Source organism: Thermomonas sp., from assembly GCF_029945965.1.
Classification (GTDB): Bacteria; Pseudomonadota; Gammaproteobacteria; order Xanthomonadales; family Xanthomonadaceae; genus Thermomonas.
The window spans coordinates 860,821-873,315 of sequence record NZ_JAQSDO010000015.1 but is presented as its reverse complement, the minus strand read 5'-3'; the positions used below and the strand labels follow the sequence as shown (position 1 = coordinate 873,315).

Below are 12,495 nucleotides of genomic sequence, written 5' to 3'. Positions count from 1 at the left end.
CTGATGGCTTGAAGCCAGACCTGACCCATCTCGACCGGCTGGAAGCCGAAAGCATCCACATCCTGCGCGAGGTCGCCGCCGAATTCCGCAATCCGGTGATGCTGTACTCGGTCGGCAAGGACAGCTCGGTGCTGTTGCACCTGCTGGCGAAGGCCTTTTATCCGGCACGGCCGCCGATCCCGCTGCTGCATGTGGATACCGGCTGGAAGTTCCGCGAGATGATCGCGTTTCGCGACATGCGCGCCGCCGAAACCGGCGTGCAGTTGCACGTCCACACCAACCCGGATGGCGTGGCCAGCGGCATTAATCCGATCAGCCATGGCGCCACCGTGCATACCGACGTGATGAAGACCCAAGGCCTGAAGCAGGCGCTGGACTTGCACGGGTTCGATGCGGCGATCGGCGGTGCGCGCCGCGATGAAGAAAAATCGCGGGCCAAGGAACGCATCTTCAGCTTCCGCAACGCGCAGCACCGCTGGGATCCCAAGAACCAGCGCCCCGAACTGTGGAGCCTGTACAACACCCGCATCCACAAAGGCGAATCGGTGCGCGTGTTCCCGATCAGCAACTGGACCGAACTCGATGTCTGGCTCTACATCTATCGCGAAAACATCCCGGTGCCGTCGCTGTACCTGGCTGCCGAGCGACCCGTGGTCGAGCGCGATGGCGCGCTGATCATGGTTGATGACGAGCGCCTGCCACTGCGCGATGGCGAAATCCCGATGTTGAAGAAAGTGCGCTTTCGCACCCTGGGCTGCTATCCGCTGACTGGCGCGATCGAATCGGACGCCGACACACTGGAAAAGATCATTGCCGAGATGCTGGTGGCGACGACCTCGGAGCGACAGGGCAGGGTGATCGACCAGGACCCGTCTGCGTCGATGGAAAAGAAGAAACAGGAAGGCTATTTCTGATGCGTACCGATGACGCTAGCGCGCAGGTCGCCGCCTACCTGCACCAACACGAAACCAAGAGCCTGCTGCGCTTCATCACCTGCGGCAGCGTGGATGACGGCAAGAGCACCCTGATCGGGCGCTTGCTGCACGACACCCATCTGCTGCTTGACGACCAGGTCGCGGCGCTCGAAGCCGACAGCCGCCGCCACGGTACCCAGGGCGAGGACATCGATTTCGCGCTGTTGGTCGATGGCTTGGCCGCCGAGCGCGAGCAGGGCATCACCATTGACGTGGCCTACCGTTACTTCGGTACCGACAAGCGCAAATTCATCGTTGCCGACTGCCCGGGCCACGAGCAATACACCCGCAACATGGCCACCGGCGCCTCGACCGCCGACCTTGCGATCGTGCTGGTGGATGCGCGCAAGGGGTTGCTCACCCAGACCCGCCGGCACAGTTACATCGTGTCCTTGCTGGGCATCCGTCATGTGGTGCTGGCGGTCAACAAGATGGACCTGGTGGATTACAGCCAGGCGCGCTTCGACGAAATCGTTGCCTCCTATCGCGCATTGGCTGAATCACTTGGCATCGAATACGTCACCGCGATTCCGCTGTCGGCGCTGAAGGGCGACAATATGCTGGAGCCATCAATCGCAACGCCCTGGTACAGCGGCGAAACCTTGCTTGGCCATCTGGAAACCGTGCAGGTCCAGCGCGACCACTCGGATATTGGCTTTCGCATGCCGGTGCAGTGGGTCTGTCGGCCGAACCAAGGTTTTCGGGGGTTTGCCGGCACTGTGGTGGCGGGCGAGGTTACACCGGGCACCGAGATCGTGGTGTTGCCGTCGGGCCGGCGCTCGACCGTCGCGCGGATTGTCACGGCTGATGGCGACCTCGACCACGTGCAAGCCGGACAGGCAGTTACCCTGACCCTGAGTGACGAGATCGATGCCAGCCGCGGCGACGTGATCGCGCTGGCCAGGCAGCCGCCTGAAGTCTCCGACCAGTTCGCTGCGCACCTGCTATGGCTGGGCGAGGATTCGTTGCTGCCCGGTCGGCCGTACTGGCTGAAGATCGGCACACGCACGGTCGGTGCTTCGGTTACCGAGATCAAGCACAAGATCGACGTGAATACCCAGGAATACCTGGCGGCCAAGTCAATCGATTTGAACGAGGTCGCCTATTGCAACTTGCACCTCGACCAGCCGGTGCCATTCGAGGCCTATGCCGACAACCAGGTGCTGGGCGGCTTCATCCTGATCGATCGCCAGAGCAATGCGACAGTGGCAGCCGGCACCCTGGACTTCGCCCTGCGCCGCGCCGGCAATATCCACTGGCAGCATGTCGATGTAGACCAGTCCGCGCGCAGCCGGATCAAGCACCAGCAGCCGCGCTGTCTGTGGTTCACAGGCCTGTCGGGCTCGGGCAAATCGACGATTGCCAACTTGGTCGAAAAACGTCTGCTGGCGATGGGCCATCACACCTATCTGCTGGACGGCGACAACGTACGCCACGGCCTCAACAAGGACCTGGGTTTTACCGACGAGGACCGCGTCGAGAACATCCGCCGCGTTGCCGAAGTCGCCAAGTTGATGACCGATGCCGGCCTGATTGTGCTGGTCAGCTTCATCTCGCCATTCCGCGCCGAGCGACGCATGGCGCGTGAACTGTTCAGCGAAGGCGAGTTCCTGGAGGTCTTTGTCGACACGCCATTGGCCCTGGCCGAGCAGCGCGACGTCAAGGGCTTGTACGCCAAGGCACGCCGCGGCGAGTTGCGCAATTTCACCGGCATCGACTCGCCCTACGAAGTTCCGGAAGCGCCGGAGCTGCACCTCCGCACCGTCCACGTCGAACCCGCGGAACTGGCCGAGCAGATCGTGCGCGCGCTTGGGTTGGGTTGACGCCTGGAAATGGCCAGGGCACGAAAAAGCCGGCGCAAGGCCGACTTTCGTTGATGCTGGTGGGCGGTACAAGGTTCGAACTTGTGACCCTTGCCGTGTGAAGGCAATGCTCTACCGCTGAGCTAACCGCCCGCTGGGCCGCGCATTATATGGGACATGCGCCGGAGGCGGAAGCCCTCATTGCCATCTGCCTGGATCGGTCGGTTTGTGTCGGATGTCCTTGAGGGGGTTCCGTATTCACCCCGAACGCATAGAATCGCCGTTAGTCTGGATCCTGTGGTCCGCTGATTGGCGGCCAGCACAGGAAATGACCCTGTGAATTTTGCTTCGACAGGGGGTGCAATTTCCGGTGAGGCTTCACCAAATTGCATGGCTTTGTAGCTCTGGCAGCCTGACCACTTTTGGTCGAAGCAGCCTTGCACTGCATAATGATGGAATGTCCGGAGAACTGATCCATGATGAGATGTCGTTTGAAAATTGCCATCGTGTTCGTGCTGTGTTGGCTGCTGGTGGCCTGCGCCAACGGTGGTGGACCGCGTCCCAGCGCGATCAAAGGCGACATGCCCGCTCCGGATTCAACAACCACCAGTGGTGCTTATGAAGGTGCCACAGACTATCGGGTTGGTGCCTTGGACCTGCTCGCTATCACTGTATTTGGGGTGGATGAACTCACCAAGGAGGTCCGGGTTAATTCCAAGGGACAGATCTCGCTGCCACTGATCGGTACCATGGTCGCTGGTGGGATGACAGTGCCCGCATTGGAGTCTGAACTTGCCAAGAGGTATGCGCAGGGATACCTGCAGCATCCGCAGGTCACAGTGTTCGTCAAGGACTTCGCAAGCCAGCGGATCACGATGGACGGTGCTATCAAAAAGCCTGGGATCATTGCACTGACCGGGAAGACAAGCTTGCTCCAGGCCATTGCAATGGCGGGCGGCGTGGATGAGAAGCTGGCGGATCTGGGCGGCATTGTGCTGATGCGCCAGGTCGACGGCAAACGCATGGCTGCCAGATTTGACTTGCGTGCAATTCGCCGCGGCACTGTCACGGATCCGCAGCTCTACGGTGATGACGTGATCATTGTCGAACAATCTGGCAGCAAGACCGCAATGCACCGTTTCCTTGAATCTTTGCCCCTTCTGGGCGTGTTCACCTTACTTCCATGATGACCCAAGGTAGCTCCGAATGACCGATGAAAACCTGCCTGTTTCTCGGGCGGATGACGGCAGCTCTTTTCCTGCCCCTGCTCCAGCCTTGGGAAGACAGGGACTTGCGCATCCGAGAGATCACAGATCCCTCGGCCTCGACCTGTTCGAGGACCGTCAAGAGGAGGACTCAGACCAGATCGACCTGCTGAAATACTGGCGTGTCCTGGTCAAGCGGCGTTGGCTGGTGCTCAGCGTGCTTGTGGCAACCGCCGCACTTGCGCTGTTGTCTACCTTGATGACCACGCCCATGTACCGCGCCACGGCCGTGATGCAGATGGAGCAGCAAAGTCCGCAGATCATAGCGGGCCAGAGCGGCCAGATTAATAGTGACGCCTATTCTGGCGATTTCCGTGAGACCCAGATCGAACTCCTGAAGAGTCGTTCATTAGCTGAGCGGGTGGCAGGCAAGCTCAACGTCGGTCGGGTATCGCTTGACCAATTCGATGAACCAAGCTGGATAAGTCGGGTGATCGGCTTGTTGCGCCCCAAATCGTCCAGGAGAGAACCAGTCAAGGACAGCGTACAGGCAAGCGATCCGGCGCAGGTAGCCAGCACCCTTCGTGCTTTCGCGGGAGTCGTGCAGGGCGGGCTCAGTGTCGCGCCGGTTGGTACTTCTCAATTGGTGTCGATCAGTTTCGACAGTCCTTCCCCGGAGTTCTCCTCACTGGTCGCCAACACGGTGGGAGATGAATTCATTGCGTCCTATATGGAGCGGCGCTTCGGCGCGACCTCGTATGCCAAGGACTATCTTGAGGGCCAACTGCAGACAACCAAGGCCAAGCTGGAAGAGTCCGAGCGCAAGTTGATCGAGTATGCGCACAAGGAAGGCTTGGTCATCACCGACGAAAAGGGCCAAACCCTGGCGGCGCAGAACCTCGTGCAACTGAACGGCTCGTTGATGGCAGCCAAAGAGCAGCGGATCCGTGCCCAGGCGCGGTTGAATTCCGGGGTTGTTCCGACCGAAATGCTGACGGCATCGGCCGTCTCCAACTTGCGCCAGCAGCGTGCGACGTTGATGGGGCAGTATCAGCAGAAGCTGGCGGTATTCAAGCCTGATTACCCGGAAATGCAGCAATTGAAGCAGCAAATCGACGAAGTGAACAGGCAGATCGATGCTGAAATGGGGCGTGTAGGATCCACGGTGAAAGCCGAGTACGCGGCAGCGGCGGCGCAGGAAAACGCCCTCGCAAGCCAGATCACTGCGTTGCGATCGGAGGCATTTACTGCGGAAGGCAGCAACATCGAGTACAGCATCCTGAAGCGCGACGTGGATACCAACAGGCAGCTCTATGACGGATTGCTGCAGCGATTCAAGGAAATCGGCGCTGGAAGCGATGTGCGCTCGAACAACATCAGCATGATCGACCGCGCATTGCCCGGCTACAGGTTCAAGCCCAACCTGTTCCAGAACCTGACACAGGGGCTTTTGCTGGGTGCGCTGCTCGGCATGTTGTTGGCGTTCCTGCTCGAGTTCCTCGATGACACGATCAAGACTCCGGAAGACATCGAGCAGAAGCTGCGCCTTGCAGTGCTGGGCGTGATCCCGAAGCCGGGCTTGAAGCAGCGGGTCGACGAGGCGGCAAATAATCCGCAGTCCCCATTCTCCGAGGCTTACCGCTCAGTGCGGGCTGCCCTGCAGTTTGCGACCGACCATGGCATACCAAAGACCCTGTTGGTCACCAGTGCAAGCCCGGGTGATGGCAAGTCGACGACTGCCTTGGTACTTGCGCGCAACTTCGCACAGCTTGGCAAGCGCGTGCTGTTGGTGGAGGCCGATCTGCGCAATCCGTCACTTGCACGCACACTGGGTCTGACCGACAGAACCATTGGCCTGAGCAACCTGCTGGCTGGTGGCTGCAACCTGAGCGAAGCCACGTTCGATACCGACGACCCCCTGCTACGCGTGATATTGGCAGGTCCCTTGCCGCCCAACCCCGCTGAACTGCTTTCGGGTTCGAAGCTGGTCTCGATGCTGACTGTTGCGGTCGAGCACTACGACCAGATCGTGATCGATGGGCCGCCTGTGCTTGGTCTGGCGGATACGCCGATCCTCTCGAATGCAGCCGATGGCACCCTGTTCGTGGTGGCTGCGGCAAACACCAAGATCAGTGCCGCACAACTTGCGGTCAAGCGAGTGCTGGCGGCAAGGGGACGCTTGGTCGGCGCGATCCTGTCCAAATACGATTCGAAAGCTGCCGGTTACGGTTACGGTTACGGGTACCAGTACAGTGCCTATGACGCACAAGAAACCAGGCCGAAGTTGACGAAGGGGTGATGGCATGAGGGGCGGCGTGTCGGGGAGCGCCCTGGAGTGGGCAGTTGCGCTGCTGCGTGCACCAGGTGAGCGCTACGTACTGCGTTTGCGCTCGTTGCCGCCAGAGATGGAAACGCTGCTGGCGGTGGCGGCGGAGGCCTCCCCGGAGGCACTGGCGGAGAATTCACGAAAGCTGGGCGAGCCAGAGGGCCGGGTTCGTGAAGCGGCCCGGTTCTATGCGCGCGAGGTGCTGTTCCATCCCGATGCAGATGCATATCGCACCCTTGGCGTGGCCCCCGAAGCTAGTCCGGAACAGATCAAGATCCATCACCGACTTCTGCAGCATTGGTTGCACCCCGATCGGCAACGAAGCGAGGACGACTCGGTTTTTGCCGCGCGCGTGAACACGGCATGGAACGAACTGCGCAACCAGAAGCGCAGGACTGCCTATGACGAAACCTTGCGTGAAAAACAAATGGCCAATCTCGCTGATCCCCATCAGGACCTGGTTCCAGGGCCAGCTGTGCGACGCAGTCCTGGCTGGGTGCAGCTTGAAGAAAACCCGCAGCCCAGTCACGGATGGCGGCATCGCCTGCCTGTGCTGACCCTGCTTGGTGTCTGTGTCCTGCTGGGTTGGCTGGCGATCCGTGACGGCCAACGTGAGCCCGCAGCCTGGGACTGGAAGGATGAGGGAGTACGCGTCGCGCAAGTCGATACACCTGACATGGACAAGTTGCAGGTCGCTCCTGCACGGGTAGCTGCATTGGTTTCCGCTCCACCCCCGGCTCATTCAATGCCGGCTCATTCAATCGCTCCTCCGGCACCGGCGACACGCCCATCGCAGCCGCCTGCCAAGCGTGTCGCAGCAATCAGGCCGCCACCGCCTGCCAAGCGTGTCGTAACAATCAGGCCGCCACCTCCTGTCAAGCGTGTCGCAGCAATCAGCCCACCCCCTGCCGGCCTCACCACTGCTCCTGCAGCACCCGCAACTGCGTCAAAAAACACAAAGAGGAAGTCTCCTGCGGCAGGGACTGTCATGGCTTCCAACGGGCCTCCTGCGGCACCGCTCAAGGTGGCTAAAGCCAGGCAACCTGCGGTTAAAGCTCTGGCAAGACTCTCGCCATTGCCGCAAGTCGTGGCTGCAGTGGCGCCTCCGAGCGCGCCGTCGGCACCGTCCGCACCAGCACCGGATTTCGCGCGAATCAATCAGGCAAGGCAGGTCGGTAGCCAATTGCTGCAATATTTCCGGAAGATCCGGCAGCCCCCACCGCCCATCTGGAACAGTCCCGCCATCATGTCCAGTGCGGGTGGCATGCGCACTGCATTGCATGATCAAGGCCAGGCCAGGCTGGACGAGCCCCAGTGGCGGATCAATGCCACGTCCGCGACGATGACCACTGCATTCCATGCAGGTGATACGGCAGCTTCGATGCGCGGGGTACTCGCGGTGGATATGGTGTGGCGGGAAGATCATTGGCTGGTGACAGGGGTCAGCATGGAGCGCGCCCAATGACGGCCATGGTCCGTGGCTTGGTTGCCGCGTGCGTCATCGGCTTCGCATTGCTGGCGGGATGGCGAGTCGTCGGCCACATGCAGGCGGAGCGTTATGCGCAAGCGGATCCAGATCAGGCTCTTCGTTGGCTACCAGGGCAACCCACAGCGATGGTTTCGCTTGCCCAGAAGCAATTGAGTGGCGGCCAGGACGAGGCGGCTGCGAGCACGGCACGTTTGCTTCTGGAGCAGGAGCCATTGGGAGGCGTGGCCTATCGCATTTTGGCCGAATCCACGGAACGCCAAGGGCGCCACGACAAGGCGCTTGAGCTCTACAGGATCGCCTCTCGCCGCGCCCCCCGCGATACCCGCGCCAACGCATGGCTGGTCGGGTCCTTACTTGAGCATGGAGCGTATCCCCAAGCACTCGCGTTGGTTGACCGCATGTTGCGGACCGCCCCGGAGCGGACGAAAGCGGTCAATCCCATACTCAGCAGTCTTGCCCCCCTGGCGCAGGACGACAAGTTCGCCGACGCACTTGTTTCTGTGTTGCAGGAATCTCCACCGTGGCGGAGCACGATGCTGCGTTTTCTGCGTGCGTATCCGGATGCGGCCAGCAGGGTGATGCAGGGGCTCCATGACAACGGCGGACTGTCCGCGGTCGAGTACGCAAGCTGGCTTGATGGACTCATCTCGGCGGGTAAGTGGGGTGAAGCCTATGCGCGCTGGGCGGGTGGCGCTGTCATGACAGGAGGGCGGTTGCCATTGCTTTACAACGGCGACTTTTCCCGCATGCCATCCAATGTAGGGTTCGATTGGCGGCTCAAGCTGGTGCCTGGCGTACTTGTCAGCTTCGAGCAGGTGGCAGGCATCCAGGGGAAATCCGTGCGTTTCCAGTTCCTCGATCAGCGGGTTCCACAATCAGGCCTGGAACAGCCACTGCTGTTGTCGCCAGGACATTATCGGCTTGGGATGCGCATGCGGGCGGATGCCCTGCGCGGTGAGATCGGCCTGCAGTGGGTGATGGCATGCGCCGGCAAGGCGGGTGAAATCGCACGAAGCGATCCGATTACTGGAACGTTTGGTTGGCGGGCCTCGGGCAATGAGTTCACGGTACCGGCAGAAAACTGCCCGGGACAATGGCTGCGACTGGTGAATCCGATTGGTCAGGGGGCGGGGCAGCGGCTGGCTGGCGAACTCTGGATCGCTGATATGGATATCAAACGCCTCCCGGATACTGGCGCTGAATGAAGCCCGGATTCTTGCATTCGTCTCTCGGCATTGTTAAAGTCGATGTTGTCTGAATTCTGCTGGCCAAGGAAGATCACCATGAGTAAATTCATTTATGTGCTGGTTGCATGCTCGGTTGCGATGTCGGCACCTGTGTTTGCGCAAGACCAAGCCCAATCCATTGTGCTGAAGGTTGACTCGGGTTCAATTCTTTCCAGCACGGGTGGGGAGTTCGTCTCAGCCGAAAACGGCCAGCAGGTCGTGAGTGGTCAGAAATTGATGGTCAACTCGGGTTCGTCCGCAAGGGTGGTCTACGACCGCGGAAACAACGACCCCAAGGATGATTGCGTGATTGAATTCAAGAAGCCCGGGGTTTATGACGTGCCTACGGATTGCACGCGTGCGGTTGCCTGGACCGGTTCCGGTTCCAGTCAACTCGGAAACGCGGCAATCATCGTTGGTACGGGCGTGGTGCTGGCAGCGTTGATTGGCAATAGTTCAGACAATAACAAGCCGACGCCTCCGCCCGTGAGCTTGGGCAATCGCTGATATAGGTTTCAGCCTTTCAGCTGCTGATGTAATCGACGGGGCAGGTCTTAAGGACCTGCCCCGTTCCGTTTTGGCAACGCACAAGCTAACCTGATCCGATGTCGAATCCATCACTAGCCGGTGACACCGCGCCGGGAATCCTCGTGCGGATGCTTGTTCCTGCATTGCTGGTTCTACTTGTTGCCAGTTGGTGTTTCGGCGGCGTGGTAGAGGACAGCACCTCGCAGGATGAGTGGTTGCAGTTGCTCGCCTTGCCGGTGTTGGCGCTAGCGGTAATCGCGTTGTCCGCGTCTCCGCCATCGGACCGGCTGCTACGTGCGGGCCTCCTGCTGGCCCTGTTGATCGCCCTGGTACCCGCCATCCAGCTCCTGCCACTGCCGAACGCGTTGTGGTCCATTGCTCCTGGCCGGGCAGGCGTGGCTGCCGACCTGGCGAGGGCAGGCATCGTCCAGCCCGCACATCATTGGAGTCTGACGCCCCATGCGAGCGAGCGGGCAGTTTGGGCGTTGTTACCCGCGCTTGCTGCATTCCTTGCTGCCTGCGCGCTTCCCGTCAGGTTCGCCAGGTTTTTCGCGAAAGCGTGCGTCGCCATTGTGTTGTTGAACGTCCTTTTCGCGCTGTTTGAGTCAGGCTTGCCACGCGACAGCGGCTTGCGCATGTATCCCGATGAGACGTCCGGTTTTGGCGGCCTGCTGATCAATCCGAATCACTTTGCCACTGCACTTGTCATCGGTTTGTGCTTGTCGATCGGGCTTGCAGTTGACGCCTGGCGCCGTGCAGGTGGTGCACTCACATTCGGGATGCAGTGGGTCTATGCAGGCGCAGGGCTGCTGTGCATGCTCGCGATCCCGATCACCACGTCACGCGCAGGCATCGTGCTGGTACCTCCTGCGCTGGTGGGTACTTTTCTGTTGACCGGTGTGCTGCCGATTTCCCGGATCGGGAAGTCCCGAGGCGTTACGATCGCGGCTGCTTTCGCCATGGTCCTGGGCCTCATTGGCGTGTGGTCGGGCTTTGGTTGGTTGGCGGTGGCGAAGCAGGAAGACCCACGCATGGTCATTGCAGACGCCACGTTCCGGATTGGCAAGTCGTACTTCCCGCTCGGTAGCGGGATCGGTAGTTTCCAGCCGGTGTTTGAACAGCACATGCCGGCCAGCCTGTGGATGCCGGAATACGTCAACCATGCGCACAACGAGTATGCGCAATGGTGGTTGACCGGCGGATTGCCGGCGATGCTGGTGCTCGCCTTTGGACTCATCGTATTTGCATTGGCCGGTATCCGGATCTTCAACGCCAAGGGGCGCAGCAGTGGAATTGTGGTTGCTGCGGCGTGTTGGGTCGGCATCGCTGCGGCCTTGGTCCACTCCTGGGTCGATTTCCCGCTAAGTACCACGACACTGATGACCACGACCGCGATGCTTGCCGGATTCATGCTCTCGGCGACTGCCGAGGTTGGCGAACGTGCAAGGCGTAAATATGGACGCCGGCCTGGCATGGAGAACGGCTGAATGGATTTTGCGGAAAAGTTGGCGCGTGCCCGCATCGCCATCGTGGGCCTGGGTTATGTCGGGTTGCCGCTGGCGGTCGAATTCGGCAAGCATTACGACACGATCGGCTTCGACATCAATGCCGAGCGTATCCGGCAACTGCAAGCCGGGATCGACACGACGCTGGAAGTCGATGCCGAGGAACTTGCGAGCATCACGCGGCTGGAATTCACCAGCGCGCTGAGTGACATCGCCGGTTGCAATACCTACATCGTGACCGTTCCCACCCCGATCGACGATGCCAAGCGCCCTGACCTCGGGCCGCTGGTGAAGGCGAGCGAAGCCCTTGGCATCGTGCTGAAGCCGGGCGATACCGTGATTTACGAATCCACCGTCTATCCAGGCTGCACCGAAGAAGTCTGCATGCCGATCCTTGAGCGATTCTCCAAGCTGCGCTATGACGGCCGCGCGTTTGTACCGTTGTCACCCGAGGAAGTGGCGCTGCGCAAGGCCGAGCGGCAGGAAGAATTGGATGAGCTAGGTGACGCCGCCAGCCTGGAGCCGGCGGCATACGATCTGCTTCTGGATCCAGAGGGTGCCGATGCCGATGCAGATGCGGGGCAACATCGCAAGATGTTCTCGATCGGTTACAGCCCAGAGCGCATCAATCCCGGCGACAAGCAGCATCGCCTCACCAGCATTCTCAAGGTGACCTCGGGCTCAACACCCGAGGCGGCCGACTTCATCGATGCGCTCTACGCCAGCATCATCACGGCAGGCACCCACAAGGCCAGCAGCATCAAGGTCGCCGAAGCCGCCAAGGTCATCGAGAACACGCAACGCGACCTCAACATCGCGCTGATCAACGACCTTGCGGTGCTGTTCCGGAAACTCGACATCGACACCCTGGACGTGCTGGAAGCCGCCGGCACCAAGTGGAATTTCCTGCCGTTTCGCCCGGGCCTGGTTGGTGGCCACTGCATCAGTGTGGATCCCTACTACCTGACCCACAAGGCCACACAGGTGGGCCACCATTCGCAGGTGATCCTTGCCGGCCGCCGCACCAACGATGGCATGGGCGCGTACGTCGCCGACCAGGTCATCAAGCTGATGCTGCGCAAGGGCATCAACCCGGTGCAGGCGCGCGTGCTGATCCTGGGGTTGGCGTTCAAGGAGAATTGCCCGGACCTGCGCAACACGCGCGTGGTCGACATCATCGACACCTTGCGCAGCTACAACGCGCAGGTCGATGTGCATGATCCCTGGGTGGATGTAGCCGAAGCCCAGCACGAGTACGGCATCATCCCGGTCGGCGATGTGGAGCAGGGTGCGTACGATGCCGTCATCGTCGCTGTCGGGCACGAGCAGTTCCGCCAGCTCGGCGGGGATGGCGTGCGTGCGTTCGGCAAGGCTTCGGGTAGCGTGGTCTACGACGTCAAATATGTCCTGCCGCGGGATGCGGTAGACGGGAGATTGTGA

The 12,495-nt window shown here is 60.7% G+C and carries 10 protein-coding genes and 1 tRNA gene; 9 read left to right on the top strand and 2 right to left on the bottom strand.

Features of this window, described 5'->3' with window-relative positions; all coding sequences use genetic code 11:
- The first annotated feature begins 8 nt into the window (after positions 1–8).
- Together cysD and cysN are read left to right on the top strand one after the other, a co-directional pair.
- Complete coding sequence (cysD, locus tag PSV05_RS10255; RefSeq protein ID WP_300064772.1) at positions 9–914, top strand: sulfate adenylyltransferase subunit CysD; 906 nt, start codon at positions 9–11, stop codon at positions 912–914.
- The gene (gene cysN, locus PSV05_RS10250; protein WP_300064769.1) at positions 914–2,797 is read left to right on the top strand and encodes a sulfate adenylyltransferase subunit CysN; all 1,884 of its coding nucleotides are present in this window, start codon (positions 914–916) and stop codon (positions 2,795–2,797) included. The genes cysD and cysN overlap by 1 nt, the downstream gene beginning before the upstream one ends.
- A gap of 57 nt (positions 2,798–2,854) precedes the next feature.
- Here the strand turns inward: cysN and PSV05_RS10245 are convergent.
- Positions 2,855–2,929: transfer RNA gene (locus PSV05_RS10245), tRNA-Val, on the bottom strand.
- 338 nt (positions 2,930–3,267) lie between these two features.
- On the opposite strand from PSV05_RS10245, the gene PSV05_RS10240 reads away from it, so the two are divergent.
- The gene (locus tag PSV05_RS10240) at positions 3,268–3,963 is read left to right on the top strand and encodes a polysaccharide biosynthesis/export family protein (RefSeq protein ID WP_300064766.1); all 696 of its coding nucleotides are present in this window, start codon (positions 3,268–3,270) and stop codon (positions 3,961–3,963) included.
- A gap of 88 nt (positions 3,964–4,051) precedes the next feature.
- Positions 4,052–6,280 carry a polysaccharide biosynthesis tyrosine autokinase gene (locus tag PSV05_RS10235; RefSeq protein WP_300064763.1) on the top strand — a complete coding sequence of 743 codons (2,229 nt, stop codon included), beginning with the start codon at positions 4,052–4,054 and terminating at the stop codon, positions 6,278–6,280.
- A gap of 163 nt (positions 6,281–6,443) precedes the next feature.
- Here PSV05_RS10235 and PSV05_RS10230 read toward each other — a convergent pair whose 3' ends face one another.
- The gene (locus PSV05_RS10230) at positions 6,444–6,968 is read right to left on the bottom strand and encodes a hypothetical protein (RefSeq protein ID WP_300064760.1); all 525 of its coding nucleotides are present in this window, start codon (positions 6,966–6,968) and stop codon (positions 6,444–6,446) included.
- Between the two features lie 585 nt (positions 6,969–7,553).
- Here PSV05_RS10230 and PSV05_RS10225 point away from each other — a divergent pair.
- From PSV05_RS10225 to PSV05_RS10205, 5 genes are all read left to right on the top strand, one after another.
- Positions 7,554–7,772 (top strand): hypothetical protein, encoded by a 219-nt coding sequence (locus PSV05_RS10225; RefSeq protein WP_300064757.1) that lies wholly within the window; start codon positions 7,554–7,556, stop codon positions 7,770–7,772.
- Positions 7,769–9,001, top strand: a complete 1,233-nt coding sequence (locus PSV05_RS10220; protein ID WP_300064754.1) for a tetratricopeptide repeat protein — start codon at positions 7,769–7,771, stop codon at positions 8,999–9,001. Before PSV05_RS10225 ends, PSV05_RS10220 begins: the two co-directional genes overlap by 4 nt.
- A gap of 78 nt (positions 9,002–9,079) precedes the next feature.
- Positions 9,080–9,529 carry a hypothetical protein gene (locus tag PSV05_RS10215; protein WP_300064751.1) on the top strand — a complete coding sequence of 150 codons (450 nt, stop codon included), beginning with the start codon at positions 9,080–9,082 and terminating at the stop codon, positions 9,527–9,529.
- Positions 9,530–9,627: 98 nt separating this feature from the next.
- Complete coding sequence (locus tag PSV05_RS10210; RefSeq protein WP_300064748.1) at positions 9,628–11,037, top strand: O-antigen ligase family protein; 1,410 nt, start codon at positions 9,628–9,630, stop codon at positions 11,035–11,037.
- Positions 11,038–12,495 (top strand): nucleotide sugar dehydrogenase, encoded by a 1,458-nt coding sequence (locus PSV05_RS10205; protein ID WP_300064745.1) that lies wholly within the window; start codon positions 11,038–11,040, stop codon positions 12,493–12,495.